The sequence below is a fragment of the Mucilaginibacter sp. SG538B genome (assembly GCF_013376065.1).
GTDB classification, from domain to species: domain Bacteria; phylum Bacteroidota; class Bacteroidia; order Sphingobacteriales; family Sphingobacteriaceae; genus Mucilaginibacter; species Mucilaginibacter rubeus.
In genome coordinates this window covers 1,060,693-1,079,157 of sequence record NZ_JABMJI010000002.1, presented here as the reverse complement: position 1 = coordinate 1,079,157, position 18,465 = coordinate 1,060,693, and the positions used below count along the sequence as shown (strand labels likewise).

15 protein-coding genes are annotated in these 18,465 nt (G+C 44.7%); 8 read left to right on the top strand and 7 right to left on the bottom strand.

Features of this window, described 5'->3' with window-relative positions:
- Window positions 1-13 precede the first annotated feature (13 nt).
- Together lpxD and FHW88_RS14160 are read right to left on the bottom strand one after the other, a co-directional pair.
- Window positions 14-1,063, bottom strand: a complete 1,050-nt coding sequence (gene lpxD, locus FHW88_RS14165; protein WP_176626217.1) for a UDP-3-O-(3-hydroxymyristoyl)glucosamine N-acyltransferase — start codon at window positions 1,061-1,063, stop codon at window positions 14-16.
- Between the two features lie 349 nt (window positions 1,064-1,412).
- The gene (locus FHW88_RS14160; RefSeq protein WP_176626820.1) at window positions 1,413-2,645 is read right to left on the bottom strand and encodes an HD domain-containing protein; all 1,233 of its coding nucleotides are present in this window, start codon (window positions 2,643-2,645) and stop codon (window positions 1,413-1,415) included.
- Between the two features lie 300 nt (window positions 2,646-2,945).
- Between FHW88_RS14160 and FHW88_RS14155 the strand changes: the two genes are divergently transcribed.
- Complete coding sequence (locus FHW88_RS14155; protein ID WP_176626215.1) at window positions 2,946-4,499, top strand: bifunctional response regulator/alkaline phosphatase family protein; 1,554 nt, start codon at window positions 2,946-2,948, stop codon at window positions 4,497-4,499.
- A gap of 92 nt (window positions 4,500-4,591) precedes the next feature.
- Here the strand turns inward: FHW88_RS14155 and FHW88_RS14150 are convergent, their stop codons facing one another.
- The 3 genes from FHW88_RS14150 to FHW88_RS14140 all read right to left on the bottom strand — a co-directional run bounded on the left by FHW88_RS14150 (window position 4,592) and on the right by FHW88_RS14140 (window position 6,774).
- The gene (locus FHW88_RS14150; protein ID WP_176626213.1) at window positions 4,592-5,359 is read right to left on the bottom strand and encodes an exodeoxyribonuclease III; all 768 of its coding nucleotides are present in this window, start codon (window positions 5,357-5,359) and stop codon (window positions 4,592-4,594) included.
- Between the two features lie 186 nt (window positions 5,360-5,545).
- On the bottom strand, window positions 5,546-6,256 hold the full coding sequence (locus FHW88_RS14145) for a peptidylprolyl isomerase (RefSeq protein WP_176626211.1): 711 nt from the start codon (window positions 6,254-6,256) through the stop codon (window positions 5,546-5,548).
- Window positions 6,257-6,423: 167 nt separating this feature from the next.
- Window positions 6,424-6,774: a hypothetical protein gene (locus FHW88_RS14140; protein ID WP_090532643.1), complete on the bottom strand. Its 351-nt coding sequence runs from the start codon at window positions 6,772-6,774 to the stop codon at window positions 6,424-6,426.
- Between the two features lie 211 nt (window positions 6,775-6,985).
- On the opposite strand from FHW88_RS14140, the gene FHW88_RS14135 reads away from it, so the two are divergent.
- The 7 genes from FHW88_RS14135 to FHW88_RS14105 all read left to right on the top strand — a co-directional run bounded on the left by FHW88_RS14135 (window position 6,986) and on the right by FHW88_RS14105 (window position 14,526).
- Window positions 6,986-7,309 carry a hypothetical protein gene (locus FHW88_RS14135; protein ID WP_176626209.1) on the top strand — a complete coding sequence of 108 codons (324 nt, stop codon included), beginning with the start codon at window positions 6,986-6,988 and terminating at the stop codon, window positions 7,307-7,309.
- Window positions 7,310-7,382: 73 nt separating this feature from the next.
- Window positions 7,383-9,704, top strand: a complete 2,322-nt coding sequence (locus tag FHW88_RS14130) for a TonB-dependent receptor (RefSeq protein WP_176626207.1) — start codon at window positions 7,383-7,385, stop codon at window positions 9,702-9,704.
- A 199-nt stretch (window positions 9,705-9,903) separates the two neighbouring features.
- Complete coding sequence (locus FHW88_RS14125) at window positions 9,904-10,881, top strand: alpha/beta fold hydrolase (RefSeq protein ID WP_176626205.1); 978 nt, start codon at window positions 9,904-9,906, stop codon at window positions 10,879-10,881.
- Between the two features lie 147 nt (window positions 10,882-11,028).
- Window positions 11,029-11,445 carry a tRNA (adenosine(37)-N6)-threonylcarbamoyltransferase complex ATPase subunit type 1 TsaE gene (tsaE, locus tag FHW88_RS14120; protein ID WP_090532637.1) on the top strand — a complete coding sequence of 139 codons (417 nt, stop codon included), beginning with the start codon at window positions 11,029-11,031 and terminating at the stop codon, window positions 11,443-11,445.
- A 53-nt stretch (window positions 11,446-11,498) separates the two neighbouring features.
- Window positions 11,499-12,725, top strand: coding sequence for an alanine dehydrogenase (locus tag FHW88_RS14115; RefSeq protein WP_090532635.1), 1,227 nt, complete (start codon window positions 11,499-11,501; stop codon window positions 12,723-12,725).
- A gap of 9 nt (window positions 12,726-12,734) precedes the next feature.
- Window positions 12,735-13,418 (top strand): M15 family metallopeptidase, encoded by a 684-nt coding sequence (locus tag FHW88_RS14110; protein WP_176626203.1) that lies wholly within the window; start codon window positions 12,735-12,737, stop codon window positions 13,416-13,418.
- A gap of 109 nt (window positions 13,419-13,527) precedes the next feature.
- A complete protein-coding gene (locus tag FHW88_RS14105; RefSeq protein WP_176626201.1) occupies window positions 13,528-14,526 on the top strand; it encodes a YihY/virulence factor BrkB family protein in 999 nt (332 codons plus the stop codon).
- Window positions 14,527-14,955: 429 nt separating this feature from the next.
- Here FHW88_RS14105 and hisS read toward each other — a convergent pair whose 3' ends face one another.
- A complete protein-coding gene (hisS, locus tag FHW88_RS14100; RefSeq protein WP_176626199.1) occupies window positions 14,956-16,332 on the bottom strand; it encodes a histidine--tRNA ligase in 1,377 nt (458 codons plus the stop codon).
- Window positions 16,333-16,590: 258 nt separating this feature from the next.
- Window positions 16,591-17,622, bottom strand: coding sequence for a hypothetical protein (locus tag FHW88_RS14095; protein ID WP_176626197.1), 1,032 nt, complete (start codon window positions 17,620-17,622; stop codon window positions 16,591-16,593).
- Window positions 17,623-18,465: the final 843 nt, after the last annotated feature.

The window sequence follows — 18,465 nt, the reverse complement described above, 5'->3', positions numbered from 1 at the left end:
TTACCGGCTAAGGCTATTCGCTTGCCTTGCCTTTACGTAGTTCTTCAATCAATTTTTCAAGCTCATATACCTTACGGTCAAGCTCTGGCAGCATTCGCAGCTTCGCGTGGGCACGAAGGTAATCTTTATATGGCATATTTGGAGAGCCTCCCCATACCTTACCCTCTTCTGTAACAGAGCGGTTTATACCGGTTTGAGCCGAAAACTGCGATCCGTTGGCTATATTAAGATGACCGGCAAAACCTACCTGGCCGCCAATAACAACCTTTTCGCCAATTTTGGTACTGCCTGATATACCCGATTGCGCTGCAATAACAGTATGTGCCCCAATTTCAACATTGTGGGCAATCTGGATCAGGTTATCAATTTTAGCTCCCTTACGTACTATGGTCGAACCCATGGTTGCCCTGTCGATAGTAGTATTTGAGCCCACCTCAACGTCATCTTCCAGTATTACGTTGCCAATTTGTGCAATTTTAGTATAAGTACCATCGGGGTTAGGGGCAAAGCCGAAGCCGTCGCTGCCAATTACCGCGCCCGAATGTACTATGACATTATTCCCGATAACGCAATCAAAATAAACTGTAACGCCGGCAAACAGGGTTACATTGTTGCCAAGGGTCACATTATCGCCAACATTTACGTTAGGATAGATCTTACAATTATCGCCGATAATTGCATTTTGGCCGATATAGGTGAACGCGCCTACATACGCGCCAGTACCAATCTGCGCGGTAGGGTGGATAAAGCTTGGCTGCTCAATCCCTTTTTTATCAAGCTTGAAAGTGTTGTATTTTTCGAGCAGGAGGGTAAACGCGCTATAGGCATTTTCCACCCTGATCAGCGTGGCCTTTACCGGGCCTGCCAACTGCTGGTCGTTATTAACAATAACAATTGAAGCATTGGTAGTATACAGAAACTGCTCATACTTAGGGTTGGCCAAAAAAGAAAGACTGCCGGCTCCCGCTTCCTCTATCTTGGCAAGCTGACTAACCGTAGCTGCAGCATCGCCTTCAACAGTTCCGTTGAGCAGTAAACTTATATCATGAGCAGTAAATTGCATCGGGCAAATTTAAATGTTAAAATTGAAGCAACAAATTATTAATGAGTTATGAACTCGCGTTAAAAAGTTTTGACTGTCAAAGCGTTTCATTTTTCACCATTTCTTCATTTGTCGCAAGTGTGTATCGGTTTCGTTTTGCTATTTGTTAAAATCCAAAGTACAACGCTATTGTTTTATCGTTCTTTTTAAATAGGGACGTTGCCTGCGGCCGGGCTTTCCGTTCCAAGTCCTCGCTTACCCAACCCGCAATTCCACCCCGCGCTGTGGGCTTTCCACTACAATCCCTAACGCGGCCAGCGCACATGTCCGGCATTTATAACATAATGCCTTTTTATTGAAAAACCGCCTGTTAATTCAACAACTCCTTATTATAACAAAGAATATATTTCTTAACCGTTTTGGCCAAAGCTACCAGGTTTGAGTTATCGCTGGCGGCAGCAATATCCTTTACCTCGCCATTCTTCATTAATATACCAATGTTGCCATCGTTCTGATTGTAAGCATTATTGCGGATAGATGTGGTAAACACAAAGTAGGCCGCGGCGTCTTCATAACTCACGCCATATTTCTGCATTGCTTTTTGACGGAGGCTTTCAACAAAAGCTTCATCTGGACATTCATTGGTAATATCAACCCTTAAAAGGCTGCGTTGTACCAGGTTTTTACAAAGCTGCGAAAGCACCAGGTCGGGATGGTAGGCCCACACTTTTACCGATGCCATGATGTCTGTATCATCCAAACAGGCAAACGTTTCCAGGTGATGGTCCTCGTTCATAAAAGCGTCGCGGCTGATGCGCTTCTTCAAAAAATGCAGCAGGGCAGGGGTTGCAAACAATTCTTCGCCCTGCGAGATCAGCTCCCGGCCGCGCCTGAAAATTTTGGTCAATACTTCCTCGCCGGCTATTACTGTTTTGTGCAGATAAACCTGCCAGTACATAAGGCGGCGGGCTATCAAAAATTTCTCTATCGAGTAAATGCCTTTTTCATCAACAACCACATGGTCGTCTTTAACGTTGAGCATTTTAATGATCCGTTCGGAACTGATCACCCCTTCAGATACGCCGGTAAAGAAACTGTCGCGGTTAAGATAATCCAGCCTGTCCATATCCAGCTGACTGGATACCAGTTGATGTAAAAACTTACGCGGATAGGTGTCATTAAAAATATCAATGGCCATGGTAAGCTTACCCTCAAACCGCTGGTTAAGCTTATTCATCAGCATCGATGAAATATCCTCATGGGCAATGCCATCAATAATGGTATTTTCCAAAGCGTGTGAAAACGGGCCGTGGCCAATATCATGCAATAATATGGCAATGGTAACCGCTTCCTCCTCTTCGGCAGAGATCTGATGGCCCTTGCTCCGTAAAGTTTCAAGCGCGGTATCCATCAGGTACATGGAACCCAAAGCATGATGAAACCGGGTATGCAGCGCGCCCGGATAAACCAGGTGCGTCATGCCCAGCTGTTTAATATAACGCAGCCGCTGAAAGTATGGATGGGATATAAGGTCAAAGATCAGTTCGGTAGGGATACTGATAAAACCATAAACCGGGTCGTTAATTATTTTCTTTTTATTCAATGCCGCTTCTAATAATTGCAAAAATGTAAAACAAAGGTAAAATAAGCGCGACAGGTTTGTTAAATTTTGTTAATACCTTTACTGTGTAACAACAAAAGCATCTATTTGGGGTTTACTGTCTGAATCAGAATTGTCTGAACCAAACTGTCAGAATCAGAATTCACAGAATTTTAGGATTTGCAGAATGCAAGGACTTAGATTACGATATTTGAATTAGTGTTTGACCTTGTACTGAATCATTCTGCTAATTTTCAAATTCTGAAAATTCTGATTCAGACGACTATTTAATATACATATACTATGCAAGACACTACCATTTTATGGGCCGATGACGAAATTGACCTGTTAAGACCACATATACTTTTCCTGGGCGAAAAGGGCTACAAAGTAACCACGGTTACCAATGGCTATGACGCCGTCGACTCTTTTAAGAACAATTATTTCGACCTGGTTTTCCTGGATGAAAACATGCCCGGCCTTACCGGCCTGGAAACCCTGCAGCAGATCAAGAACATTAACAACGATGTGCCCATTGTACTGATCACCAAAAATGAGGAAGAGTACCTGATGGAAGATGCCATCGGCTCAAAGATAGACGACTACCTGATTAAGCCGGTACACCCTAAGCAAATCCTGCTTACTATAAAAAAACTGACCGAAAACAAACGCCTCGTTACCGAAAAAACCACCATGGCCTACCAGATGGATTTCCGTACACTCGGCATGACGCTTAACGAAAACCTGAGCCACCAGGAATGGGTTGATGTTTACAAGAAGTTGATCTACTGGGAGCTTGAGCTGGAAAAGCTGGAAGATGCAGGCATGCACGAGATCCTGACACTGCAAAAAGCCGAAGCAAACATGCAGTTTTGCAAGTTTGTGGAGCGCAACTACCTTAACTGGATCAAAAACCCGGATTTGGCACCAACTTCATCGCCCCAGTTATTTAAAAAGAAGGTATTCCCAAAGCTGGATGGCAAAGGCCCGCTGTTTTTTATTTTGATAGATAACCTGCGTTATGATCAGTTTAAGATCATTAACCCTATTATTTCCGAATATTTCAGGCTGGAGGAAGAGGACACTTATTATAGTATCCTGCCAACAGCTACGCAATATGCCCGTAACTCCATTTTTTCGGGCCTGATGCCTTTGGATATGGAACGCCGCTATCCATCTATGTGGCAAAACGACGAGGACGAAGGCGGTAAAAACTTATACGAAGCCGACTTTTTAGCAGATCACCTCAAGCGTGTATTACGAAAAGATTGTAAGCACTCCTACCACAAGATCCTCAATATTGACGAAGGCAGGGCGCTGAACGAGTCGGTGAACAACCTTATGAACAACGAACTTAACGTAGTGGTGTATAACTTTGTGGATATGCTGTCACATGCCCGTACCGATATGCAGATGATCCGCGAGCTGGCAAGTGATGACGCAGCTTACCGCTCGTTAACCCTGTCGTGGTTTGAGCATTCGCCCTTGTATGACCTGTTGAAATACCTGGCTCAAAAACAGGTACGCGTTATCATTACTACCGATCATGGTACCATCCGGGTAAAAAATCCAAGCAAAATTGTGGGTGACAGGAACACTAACACTAACCTGCGTTATAAACAAGGCAAAAACCTGAACTATAATGCTAAGGAGGTTTTTCATATCCGTAATCCGCATGATGCCATGCTGCCGAGACTGCACATCAGCTCAAGCTTTGTTTTTGCCAAGGAAGATAGCTATTTCGTGTACCCGAACAACTACAACCACTTTGTGAATTTCTATAATGAAACTTTCCAGCACGGAGGGATCTCGTTAGAGGAAATGATAGTGCCGGTGGTTACTTACGGGCCGAAGTAAACCCATTAATGTCATTGCCGCGCTACGCTCGCAATGACATATTTTTAAATATTCCTTTTTAAGTCTCCCCTTTAGGGGAGATTTAGAGGGGCTTAAAACTCCAATTCCAGCAGCACCGGGCAATGATCGGAGTGTTTAGCCTCCGGCAATATCGCCGCACGGCGGATCTTATCTTCAAGCGGGGTACTGGCCATGGCGTAATCGATACGCCAGCCTAAGTTTTTACCGCGTGATCCGGCGCGGAAGCTCCACCAGGTATAATTATGCGGTTCTTTGTTTACGTGGCGGAAGGTATCTATAAATCCGCCTTCAATAAAGTTCTCCATCCATTCGCGTTCCTCCGGCAAAAAGCCCGATGAGTTGGCGTTTGATTTTGGATTGTGGATATCAATAGGGCGGTGACAAATATTGTAATCGCCGCAAACTACCAGGTTAGGGTGCTCCACTTTAAGCAGGGTAAGGTACTTGCCAAACTCATCTAAAAAACGGTATTTAAAAACCTGCCGGTCATCACCGCTTGAGCCCGATGGGAAATAAACGCTCATCACCGAAACCTCATCAAAGTCAACCCGGATGCAGCGCCCCTCACGGTCAAAATCAGGAATGCCGCAGCCGTATTCAATATGGTTGGGCAAAATTTTAGTAAAAATGGCTGTGCCGCTATAGCCCTTCTTTTCTGCCGGGAACCAGTAATGCTGATAACCCATCTGGTCAACCAAACCAAGGTCGGTGAGCACATCGGGCGTTGCTTTAATTTCCTGCAAACAAACTACATCTGCATCGGTAGCCTGCAGCCAGGCAAGCCAACCCTTGTTTATTGCCGAACGGATACCGTTAACATTATATGTAAGTATTTTCATTTGGGATTTCGGATGTTCGATTTCGGATTTAATTACTAAACTACAACAAAATTGTCATTCCTTCTGCCGCGGGTTTTTAACCCGTGGTGTACCATGGTTTCAGCTTTCAGCTGAATTTGTGTAAGCTGAAAGCTTACATTGTGCCAACCACAGGTTATGCTATCGCTAAACCCGCGGCAGTTTGGTTTATTTCTTCTCCGGAAAAAGAATGGCATCCAGCTGCTTACATTCTTTTTTGCTTAGCAACTCAACGGTCATAGGCACATCGACATTGGGGCGATCATTACCATCTTTTTTTACAGCAGCAATCCTGTCGACCATATCAATCCCCGAAACAACCTCGCCAAAAACGGTATAGTTTTGATCAAGGTGAGGCGAGCCGCCGACAGATTTATACCATTCGCGCTGCCATGCCGGGATTTTGCGGCCTTTAAGCCGGGTGTTTTCCAATGTATCCAGTTTGCCGTCGGTAAAGCGTTTGCCTTCCACGATATAAAACTGGCAGCCGCTCGACTCTTTTTGGGGATTATCATCACGGGCGGCAGCAAGTACGCCGCGTTTATGAAACAAGCTGTCGCGAAATTCGGCGGGGAGGGTATAACCCACATCGCCATTGCCCAGCTCGGCGCCGGGTTTTGCTTTTACCGGATCTTTTGAATCCGGATCGCCGCCCTGGATCATGAAATTCTGGATCACCCGGTGAAACAGCGTACCATTATAAAATCCCTTTTTGGTAAGCTTGATAAAGTTATCGCGGTGCAAAGGCGTTTCATTATACAGGCGAAGGATACAATTGCCATAAACCGTGTGGATGCGCACATATTGGTTTTTAGGCGGCCCGGCAAACGCGGCTGTAAGGGTTAATAAAAGAATGCTTAAGGTAAAAAGTTTCTTCATAGACCGTTGATTTTTTTGATTTTTTAATTCCCCTCTTGAGAGGGGGCGTGTTGGATTTGTGCCTGGCAGGGGTGTGTTAACCCGCGTTCCTTATCGCATTGAAGAAACACACCCCTACACCCCTCTCAAGAGGGGAATCGCACAAGGCCTTATTCAACGCACACTCACTACTCAGCCCCCTCCATCTCCTCAAAGTAATTTACAATGAGCGATTTCATCATCATTTCCTGTTCAAGCAGGGTATAGTTCGGGATTACTTTTACGCGTTTCCAATGCGGCCAGCCATCCTGGTCAAGGCCTTCCAGCTCGTAAAAGCCCATCATGCTCATTAAGCGACAGGTGGCAATATGCATCAGCTCTTCCTTTTGGCGCTTGCTGAACTTACGCGGCCCCTGGCCCAGCTCCTGTACCCCGATCAAAAAAAGCATCACCTTTATATCGGGCTTTTCGTTATCAAAATCCTCAGCTATCCGCTGCTGAAGCGCATCCCATTTTTTATTGATCTCGGCAGGTGTCATATTTGGCAAAGATAGATTATTCATTGGGTCATTGCGTCATTAGGTCATTGGTTAATCGCATAACATACACACTGGTTGACAACAGATGAGCAAAAAATGACTTAATGACCAAATGAAACAATGACCAGGCTATCATTATTGTTACAATGTTGCATTAATATTCTCGTTTTAATACTTATTTTTGCCGTATTCCGTTAAAGGGATGTTGACTGTGAAAAAAAAACGCTTACATATTGTATTTGCGTGGCTGCTGCTTGTTTGCTTTGTGGCCGGGCAATATATGGTTTATTCGCACCAGCACGCGCTGATCAAGGGAATTACCAAACACAGCCATACGGCCGTTGGTCAGCCAACCGTTAAAGAAAAATGTTTACTGTGCGATGCCATGCACCATACCGATGCTGTGGCCGTTAGCAATAGTTCATTTTTTATCCCTCTTGTAACATCTGATCATTTTTTTAAACCCGGCGATTATAATTTTGTAAGCCTTGCGCTTATCCTTGCGGCCGGCCGGGCCCCTCCGGTAACTGCTTAACGTTACTTTACTCTTTCTTCAAAACATAGCCGTTGATCATAACGGTATTTATTGATTTTCTTAATCTTTCATCATGAAATTAAAGCTTATAAGCTTCATTATATTGCTGTTGGTGCAGGTTTCTGCATTTGCAGATGTTGTTATTGTTAAAGGCCGTGTGGTTGACGCGCAATCAAAACAAACGTTACCGGGTGCTGTGATCACGATCCCCGAATTGAAAATATCTGCCATAACTGATCCTAATGGCGAGTTTTCTTTTAAATCATTACCCAATAGGGGCAGGTTCCTGTTCTCGATAGAATATGTGGGGTATAAATCCCTTACCAAAATAGTTGATCTTTCGGCCGGCACTCCGCTGGTTTTTGAATTGCAGTCGAGCATTATCGAAACCCACGAAGTGGTTATTACCGGTACGGCTATCAGCGCTAATAATAAACAGAACAGCACATCAGTATCAGCTGTGGGGCGCGATGGCTTGTTAAGGCAGTCAACCAACCTCATCGATGCGCTTGCACACCAGGTGCCGGGCATGTCGCAGATCACTACCGGTCCCTCTATTTCCAAACCGGTTATCCGTGGCTTAAGCTATAATCGTGTAGTTACTTTGAGCGACGGGGTTAAACAACAAGGCCAGCAATGGGGCGATGAGCATGGTATCGAGATTGATCAATACAGCTCGGACAGAGTAGAGGTGCTTCGCGGGGCGGCTTCACTGCTATACGGATCAGACGCGCTGGGCGGTGTTATTAACCTGCTTGAACCACTTACCCCGCCCGACGGGCAGATCAAAGGTGAGTTTTTAACTAACTACTCCACCAACAACGGCTTAACCGGAACTTCACTGATGCTTACCGGTAACGAAAACGGACTGGTATGGCGTGCCCGCGGCAGCTACAAAAATGCCTACTCCTTTAAAACGCCAGACTACTATTTCCCTAACTCCGGTTTTAATGAAACCGATCTGAGCGGCATGATCGGTCTTAATAAATCATGGGGTTACTCGCATATCAACCTTAGCTACTTTAAAAACAATATCGGTTTTTACGATCCGGAGCCTGCTAATGGTCTCAACTTTTTGCATGACGATGGCACACCGTTTACGCAGGATGAATATAAAAGCCGCACGCTTGAATACCCTAAACAGGATATCCGTCATTATAAAATAAACTGGGATAACAACTTCATTACCGAAGGGGGCAACCTGAAAGTGAACCTCGGCTACCAGAAAAACCAACGCCGCGAGCTCGACGGACCGGATCCTTCCCTGTTCTTTGATTTGAATACGTACTCGGGCGATGTAAAATATTATGTTACCGAAGCAAACGGATGGCAACCTGTTTTTGGCGCGAGTTCGGACATCGGCCATAGTTTAAACAAAGGCTCGGAGTTTTTGATCCCGGCTTATGATACTTATGGCGTGGGCGCTTTTGCCTATATCAAAAAAACCTGGGATAAAAACACCTTTAATGCCGGTGTCAGGTACGATTATCGTAAAAACGAGGGCAAAGGCCTGGTTGAGGATGGCGAAACCAAATTTACCCCCTTTACCAACAAATTTTCGAACATAAGCGGAGCGTTGGGTTATACGCATGAGTTTAATGAAAACCTGAATTTCAAGGCCAATGCAGGCTCCGCGTTCCGTGCGCCAAACCCTGCCGAATTAGGATCAAACGGCGTACATGAAGGTACTTTTCGCTATGAAATAGGCAATCCTAACCTGGCACCCGAAAGAAGTTACCAGGTTGACGCTACCCTGCAATACGACGACAAAATTGTAAGTGCCAGTTTGGGGATCTATGAAAACTACATCCACAACTATATTTACGCGTCGCACAAACAGGGGGATGTGGCGGAAGCTCCGAATGAAAGCGGAAGCCTAAGCCAGTTTGATGTATACCGTTACAACCAGGTTAATGCTAACCTGTATGGTGTTGAAGGTAACTTTACCCTGCACCCGGTAAGCTTCATCCATTTTGAAAATACCTTTGGTTATACTTATGCCCGAAACAACACGCTCGACAGGCCGCTGGCGTTCATCCCTGCCGGTACGCTCAAAAACACGCTGCGTTTTGAGCCAACTATTAAAGGGTTGAAACAATCATACATTTCGGTAGGTATTGATAACTTCTTTAACCAGTACCGTTATGATTCCGCTTTTGAAACCGGCACCAAAGGCTACACGCTATTAAATGCCGGCCTGGGCACAACGGTTAACTTTGGCAAACAACCTGTTAAACTATATGTATCGGGAAATAACCTGGCCAACATCAAGTACTACGACGCGCTTAGCCGTCTCAAGCCCGGTCGTATAAGCTCGGAAGATCCGGAATTTGGTATTTATAACATGGGGCGCAATATTACCTTCGGTATTTATTTGCCATTGTCCATCAATTAATCATTAATGATGCCTCAGATAAAAAGTCCTGCCATCCGGCGGGACTTTTTTATTTTCCTGCCCCTCGCCTGACTGGTGCATGTATTGTGCGGCTGCCTATGTTGGGATTGCTTGCGCCTTCCTGGTCATCACCAGGTCAAACTCGCCCTTTGGCAGGCCGGGGGGCAAACATTTAGTTCTGTCTTCTGTATTTTTCCGTATGCGTAAAATACTAATGCTTTTACTCCTGATATCCACGATCATCGCGGCAAATGCCCAAACCGATACGCTTTCTATTACGCTCGAAAATGTAAAATACCCCTACCCGGTAAACTTTATGCCCATAAAAGTTGAAGGGCAGGATCTGCGCATGGCCTATATGGATGTAAAACCAGCTGCTCCCAACGGCAAAACAATAATGCTTTTTCACGGCAAAAACTTTGGCGGCTATTATTGGGCAGATGTAATCCGCGTGCTCAGTAGCAAAGGCTACCGGGTGATTGTGCCGGACCAGATCGGCTTTGGCAAATCATCAAAAGCAATCATCCATTATAGCTTTCATCAACTGGCAAGGTTTAACAAAAACCTGCTGGATAGCTTAGGGGTTCAAAAGGTTACTTTAATGGGCCACTCCATGGGCGGGATGCTGGCCACCCGGTTTACGCTCATGTATCCCGGCAGGGTTGAAAAATTGCTGCTTGAAGATCCGATCGGCCTGGAAGATTACCGCACATTTGTTCCGTATGCAAGTGCCGAAGACGATTACAAAACCGAATTGAAAACCAGCTACGAAAGTGTTAAGAAGTATTATCAAACATCATATTTCACCACCTGGAAACCCGAATACGATTATTTGGTTGCGATTGGCGCCGGCGTAAGTAAAAGTGCCGATTTTCCCCGTTATGCCAAAGTAGCCGCGCTCACTTTTGAAATGATTTACGAGCAGCCGGTTTGTTACGAATTTGGGCTCATTAAAGTGCCTACCGTGTTGTTTACAGGCAAAGAGGATAAAACCATAGTAGGCAAGGCCCTGCTTAGTGACGAAGAAAAAGCCAAACATGGCCAATATAAAATATTAGGGCCCGAAACGGCCCGAAAGATCCCCGGCTGCAAACTCATCGAGTTTGATAATTGCGGGCATATCCCACATATAGAGGTTAAGGAGGGTTTTTTTAAAGCCCTGATGGCTAATTTATAATTTAGGGATTTTGAGTATTTTTGAATCAGTGCCACTAAGCATAAAAACGTCATTGCGAGGAACGAAGCAATCCCCTACTTACAGGTCCGCTCTGTATTGTTCGCGATTGCTTCGTTCCTCGCAATGACGTACTTAAATTTATTACACGTGCAACTATCTGTAAATTCAACATCTCAATTACCGCAGGCTGCCGAAGCCATCCTGGCCAACTCGGCAGGGAATAAAATTTTTCTTTTTTATGGCGAAATGGGAGCGGGCAAAACAACGCTCATCAAAGCTTTATGCGAAGAGCTCGGCGTAACAGAACAAGCAACCAGTCCGACGTTTTCAATTGTAAACGAATACACCGGCCGCGACAGCAGGATCTTTCATTTTGATTTCTATCGTCTTAAAAATCAAACAGAAGCATTGGATATGGGCTATGAGGAATATTTTTACAGCGATGCCTACTGCTTTATTGAGTGGCCCGAAAAAATTCCAGACTTGCTTCCCAACCGTTACACCAACATCCGGATCCGGGTTTTGGACAGCACCTCGCGCAGCATCAGCATGGAAAATATTTAGTTTTATCATACATCGTTTTTTCTTATCTTCAACAGCCTTAAAAAAAACACATCATGAGTTCAGGGATATATAGCGGGTTTTCGGATATTGCCAAGCAAGCAATGTTGCAGCCCCAGGAGTCGTTGCTGGAGGTAAAAAGCAAAAAAAACAAGCTATACATCGGCATTCCCAAAGAGGTTTCCTTCCAGGAAAACCGTGTGCCCTTAACCCCGCTGTCGGTAGCGTTGCTGGTTAATAACGGCCACGAGGTGATGCTGGAGAGTAATGCCGGGCAGGCCGCCAATTTTTCGGATAAGGATTACAGTGAACAAGGCGCGCAGATAGTATATGATACCAAAAAGGTTTACGAGGCCGATATCATTATCAAAATAGCCCCTCCTACCACTCACGAAATTGAGCTGATGAAACCCGGGCAGCTCCTGATCTCTACCCTGCAAATCGCTACGCTCAAGGCCGAAAGCATTCAGGCGCTGATGGCCAAAAAGATCACCGCGCTAAGTTTTGAGCATTTGCGCGATGAGGGCAATACCCTTACGGTGGTAAGGGCCATGAGCGAAATTGTGGGCGCTACTTCCATACTTATAGCAGCCGAATATTTAAGCAATGTTTTTGAGGGCAAAGGCCTGATGCTGGGCGGCATAACCGGCGTTCCGCCAACTGAAATCGTGATTCTTGGTGCCGGAACCGTGGGCGAATACGCGGCACGCACCGCCATATCATTGGGTGCCGAGGTTAAGGTATTCGATCCGTCGATATACAAACTCCGCCGCCTGCAAAACAATATTGGCAACCGCGTTTTTACATCGGTGGTGCAACCTATTGTATTGGAAAAAGCCATCACCACCTGCGATGTGGCCATAGGTGCGCTCCGTGCCGAAGATGGCCGCAGCCCCTGCATTATCTCTGAAGCTACTGTTAGCCGCATGAAACGCGACTCGGTGATCATTGATGTAAGTATTGACCAGGGCGGCTGTTTTGAAACATCCGAAGTTACCAATCATACCCACCCCGTTTTTCGCAAATATGATGTAATTCATTATTGTGTGCCTAACATCGCATCTCGTGTAGCCCGTACCGCTACCTATGCGCTCACCAATATTTTTGCGCCGATACTGCTTGATATTGGCGATATGGGCGGCATCAAAAACCTCATCTGGCAAAAATCGGGGGTGCGTAACGCGGTTTATATTTACCAGGGCCAGCTTACCAATAAACACATTGGCGAGCGTTTCTCGATCCCCTGCAAAGACCTCGATTTACTGATCGTATCGCACAGGTAAACGGGTAATATGAATCACCGGTATTTGATATTGCTGATATTTGTAGCGTGTACCTTGCGCGTTAATGCGCAGCATTATAAATATATCGACAGTACAAAAATTTATGGCATTGCCCGCTATAAACTACAGGTTAAAGCAAACCCGGATAAACAGCTGGTTGAAATAAAGAAATATATCCCCGAAATTATCTTAGATCTGCGGTATGCTACAACCAACAATTTCATGCATCGCCGCATGTACACAAGGGCCAAAGCTTATGCAAGGCTCCCGGTTGTAAAAGCGCTTCAGCAGGTTGAAGCCGAATTAAAAATGCAGGGACTTGGTATTAAAATTTATGATGCCTACCGGCCCTATTCGGTTACCGTTAATTTTTATGAAATGGCCCCCGATACCAATTTTGTAGCCGATCCGCGCAAAGGCTCAAAGCATAACCGTGGTTGCGCTATTGACCTTTCCCTTATCAACATTAAAACCGGCAAAGAACTGGATATGCCAACCGGCTTTGATAGCTTTAGCCGTAAGGCCGGGGCAAACTATATGGATTTACCGCCGCAGCAAATTACAAACCGCGAATTACTAAAAACAATAATGACCAAATATGGCTTCAGGGTGATCTCAACCGAATGGTGGCATTATGACTTTACGGGCTGGGAAAAATATGAGCTGCTGGATATTCCGGTACAGGCCCTCTAAATATTTTAAGCCCATCCAAAACTCACAACTTTTATTTAAATAGCCCTACAAAAGGCATCAATATTGCTTAACCATTCACGAATAAGCATTAATCTACAAAAACACAGGCATGAAGTTTTTAAGCAAAGCATACTTTAAACAACTATGGAAGGTTCTGCTGGCATCGTTCACGGGCTTTTCAAAAGATAATGGCTTAAAATTAAGCGCCTCGCTGGCTTATTACACCGTTTTTTCAATTGCCCCTTTATTAATTATTGTAATATCGGTAGCCGGCCTGGTTTTTGGACAGGATGCCGCAACCGAGCGTTTGTACCCCGAAATTGTCCGTTATGTTGGCAAAACACCGGCGGCACAAATTCAGGATGCGTTAAAGCACCTTGCGCTATCCGGGAAATCGGGCATAGCGGTTATTATTGGCGGGGTTACGCTTTTATTGGGCGCGAGCAGTATTTTTATCGAGATCCAGGATTCACTTAATATAATCTGGAGGGTTAAAGCCAAGCCTAAAAGCGGCTGGATGCAATTGCTAAAAAACCGGTTTGTGTCCTTTTCGCTCATCATTAGCCTGGGCTTCCTATTGTTGGCATCGCTTATTATTAACCTGGTCATAAGTGCCCTGAAGGATCAGATCCAGCATTTTTTTCCCGGTATCGATTCTTTTACGAGAGTATTTGTCCAGGCGTTAAACCTGGGCATCACCCTGGTGGTGATCACTACTTTGTTTGGCATCATATTTAAGTTTTTGCCCGATGTTAAAATCAAATGGCGCGATGTGCGCAGCGGCGCGGTATTTACAGCTATCCTGTTTATGATAGGTCAATACCTCATCAGCCTTTATATCCAATATACAGCGCAAGGGTCGGCCTATGGCGCGGCGGGTTCTATTATTGTGATATTGGTTTGGATCTATTATACATCGGCCATATTGTACATTGGTGCCGAGTTTACCCAGGTATTTGCCGAGGCCAGCGGGAGCCATATCGAGCCCGCAGATTACGCCGTTCATGTTCAGCAAACCGAGGTTGAACACCGTGTAAAAACCCTTCCACCTCAAAACCCGCAGCTTGAAGGGCATTTGAAAAAGAATGAGGGAGAGAAAAAGGGATAGGAAATATTACGGTAAAAGCGGGTATTATGCTGAGCATGAGAACTTAAAAATGGGGGCATCCTGAGTGATTTAAATCCGTCGGACTCTGAAGGAAAGATGACATATACCTGCCGTCATGCCGAATTTATTTCGGCATCCCATAGGACAGATGGCCGTTTTGCTTAGCATGGCCGCTTAGCGAGTGGGGTGCTGAAACAAGTTCAGCATGACCTTGATTTTTATTATGTCATGGGTAGCCTGTCGAAGCATGGTGGGTAGGCCTCTGCGTACGACCCTTCGATTGGCTGACATGAGATGTTGTAGAATCCAGACTTACGAAGTTTTCAAAACTACGTAAGTCTTCCCCGGATTTGTCATTTGCACTAAACTATAAAGGGAAATGAAAATAAGCTGCGTACAAATCAAATCCCGCCAATCCAAAAAATCCGTTTAATCCCGGTTCAGTTTTGCTACGATCTCATCCGCCGTCAATTTCTCCTGAACCCCGCTTGCCATGTCTTTAAATGTCAATAGCCCGGTTTGCATTTCATCACCGCCGATAACCACCACATAAGGGATGTTTTTATTGTTAGCGTACTCCATCTGCTTTTTGATTTTCGCACCTGCCGGATAGAGTTCGGTGTTGATATTATGGCGGCGAAGCTGCTGTAATAGAGGTAAGCTATAAAGTTCGCCTTCTTTATCGAAATTGCATATAAGTACCTGCGTGGTTTGATTACTGCCGGCCGGGAAAAGGTTTAGCTCTTCCAGTACGTCATAGATCCTGTCGGCCCCAAAGGAGATCCCTGCGCCGGTAAGGCCTTTTAAGCCAAACATGCCGGTAAGGTCGTCATAACGTCCGCCGCCGCCGATGCTGCCCATATTTACTTCGTTGGTTTTTACTTCGAAGATAGCACCGGTATAGTAGTTTAAACCACGCGCAAGGGTAATATCTAATTCAAGCTTGGCGGTTTGCAGGGGACAGCGTTCTATATAGCCAAAAACGGTTTCTATTTCGTCGCAGCCTTTTAAGCCGATCTCTGATTGGGCTAATGCCTCGCGCAGGCTTGCCAGCTTTTCGGTGTTGTTGCCTTCCAACAGGATAACGGGTTTTAGTTTGTCGATATCGGCATCGGTAAAGCCTTTTTCAAGCAGCTCTTTGATCACACCATCAAGGCCGATCTTGTCCAGTTTATCTATGGCTACAGTCAAATCAATGATGTTATCGGATTTGTCTATAACCTGTGCAATGCCTGATAGGATTTTTCTATTATTGATCTTTATGCTGAAGTCTTTAAGGCCAAGTTTGGTTAAAGCTTCATCATAGATCATGATAAACTCGGCTTCGTTCAGTAGTGAATCAGAGCCTACCACATCCGCATCGCATTGGTAAAACTCACGGTAACGGCCGCGCTGGGGCCTGTCGGCACGCCAAACCGGCTGCACCTGGAAACGTTTGAACGGAAAAATGATTTCGTTTTGGTGTTGAACTACGTAACGGGCAAAAGGCACGGTTAGGTCGTAGCGCAGGGCTTTTTCGGAGATAGCAGACGCAACAGAATTAGAATTGCGTTCAATAAGTTTTTGTTCGTCAACCTTGGCCAGATAATCGCCGCTGTTAAGTACTTTAAAAATCAGCTTATCCCCTTCTTCGCCATATTTCCCCATTAAGGTTGATGAGTTTTCCATGGTCGGTGTTTCTATCTGCTGATAGCCGTATTTGCGGAAAACAGATTTAATAGTATCAAAAATATAATTGCGTTTCACCATTTCGGCGGGTGAAAAATCGCGGGTGCCTTTGGGTACGGATGGTTTAATGGATGCCATGCGGCAAATGTACAAAAAAGAGGGTTATGCATGTTGGATGCTTGGCAGCAGGGCAACAAATCCAGGCTGACGGCAGAAAGTTCTCTAAACAAAGCGAGGGTTCGTTTTCGAACCCTCGCTTTGTTTTCTACATCTCGTCATTGCGAGGTACGAAGCAATCCCCGATAGGCAGAGCGGCTAAGCAAATCCCTCTGTAAAGTTTGGGATTGCTTCGTACCTCGCAATGACGATTGGAGAAATGTAGGGTAGAAAAATCTACTACTTATGTGTATGAAAGCTCAGGCTTGTTGCAAAGCCAATGGTAACATAACCATAGCTATCTTCAAAAAACTGGTTGTAATCATCCTGTCCGCGGTAGCCTCCGCCAACCATAAGGGCGGCATCAGGCATAAACGGAAACTGGTAATAGTATTTCAGGCTTACGTTCAGGCGTTTCTTGAAATCAAAAGTTGAGTAATTATCGTACTTATCGGCGATATAAGTGAAGTCGAACCGGATGCGCTGCCAGTTTTGGTATACTTTTTTGTTCTTATCAATAGGGTCGGTATAGGCTTTGGCGAAATTATACATGCGGCTGCCATTAATGCGGATAAAACCGTAATGATCTTTCAAGCCTTCGGATAGGCCAAGGTTGAATAAACCGGCGTGGACCTCTAAACCCAGGTTATCATAGCGGTTGATGATCAGGTCTTTTTTATCAAAGCGTTTGCCGCTGTAATAAGTTAAAGTATAGAAGTTGGTGGTGAACTTGCCGCTATCGCGGTTAAAGCTGCCGTCGGGATTAAGTGATGGTCCGCGTACGCCGTTGGAATGATGCGAGTAACCGAACGAAAAGAACTTTGGATTGTAAGTGTCCTCGTTCACCCTGAAATACACCGTACCGCCCGGCATAAAGCTCGGCGATTTTACCGGTGCGCCATGTGAGGCCAGCAGGCGGATCTTCACCCGTGGGGTAAACACAAAAAAGAAACGCGACTTTGGCGTGCTGAATAAAACAAAGTTCGGCGCCAGATCGGCAGTAAGCTGGGTTTTTACCTTGTTAAAGTAATCGTTCCCTCCTTCTGATACGCGCAGGTTTTGCTCATAAATGTGATCGAAAGCCTGGTTGATGAGGCGCTTTTTCATTAGTGCGCTATCGGCCAGCGAATCGGTCGGAGTAGCTGTGCGGGTATTCGCGGCCGCTGTTAAATTGTCAACAGTAATAAAAATAAAAAGTATGCAAATTGCTTTTAATGCAAACGTTAAACCAGATTTCTTGAAACCAGGTTTTATAAAATAAAAATTGATCAATGTAGTAAGTGTTAATTACCGATAATGCTTGGGTTATAGTTATTTATGGATAATCTTATGCGTTAAGATAAGGTTAACCACAACGGCGCAATATTACCTATTATAAGTTTTTTTGCAATTGGGCATATGTCAGCATTAAGTAAATGTATCGGTAATCGGCATCTTGTGACATTAACCGGAAATTATGGGCACTTGTTGGCTGTTTTGTGGTAGATTTATCAAATCGGCGCGGGTGTGCCACAGAAAAATTGCATTAAAAAATATATGCTGTCGGGAGGCGAACGAATAAGAAATTTTTACACTAATTTTTTCAAATTAATCGAATTACACGAATTTTTTACTTGCATAAATTTGAAATTCGTGTAATTCGATTAATTGTGTTAAGTGAGAAAAATAATTCGTGTGAAAATTTCTAACCGCGATTTTTTTTTCGCGAACCGGCACAAGTACATGGCGCTGGCTTGCAGGCCGGGTACCCGTGACTTCTTGATCAACGAAGATTATCAATCGTGTTTTGCTAAACGCAGGCTTATTTTGCCCTTGGGCAAAACAACACATATCAATCCAAAATTATAGTGGCGATATTTTGTCAGTACTTAGTACTATTCATTTCGGTATTTAAAAAAGCCTTGAAAAGTCCATAAAAAACAGCTAAAATAAATACGGTTTCTCTGGCCGGCGTGTGAGACGCTTTTTGACTCCTTCTTTAAGTTTATTTGTTGATAACCAGTTATTTAATGGTGTTTCATGTTGCGCCTTAGACGCTTGATTGTCAGCATGTTTCACAAAAATGGAGTTTCGCTGTTTCACTCTCAAAAAATGGAACATTACTGTTTTTTAAAA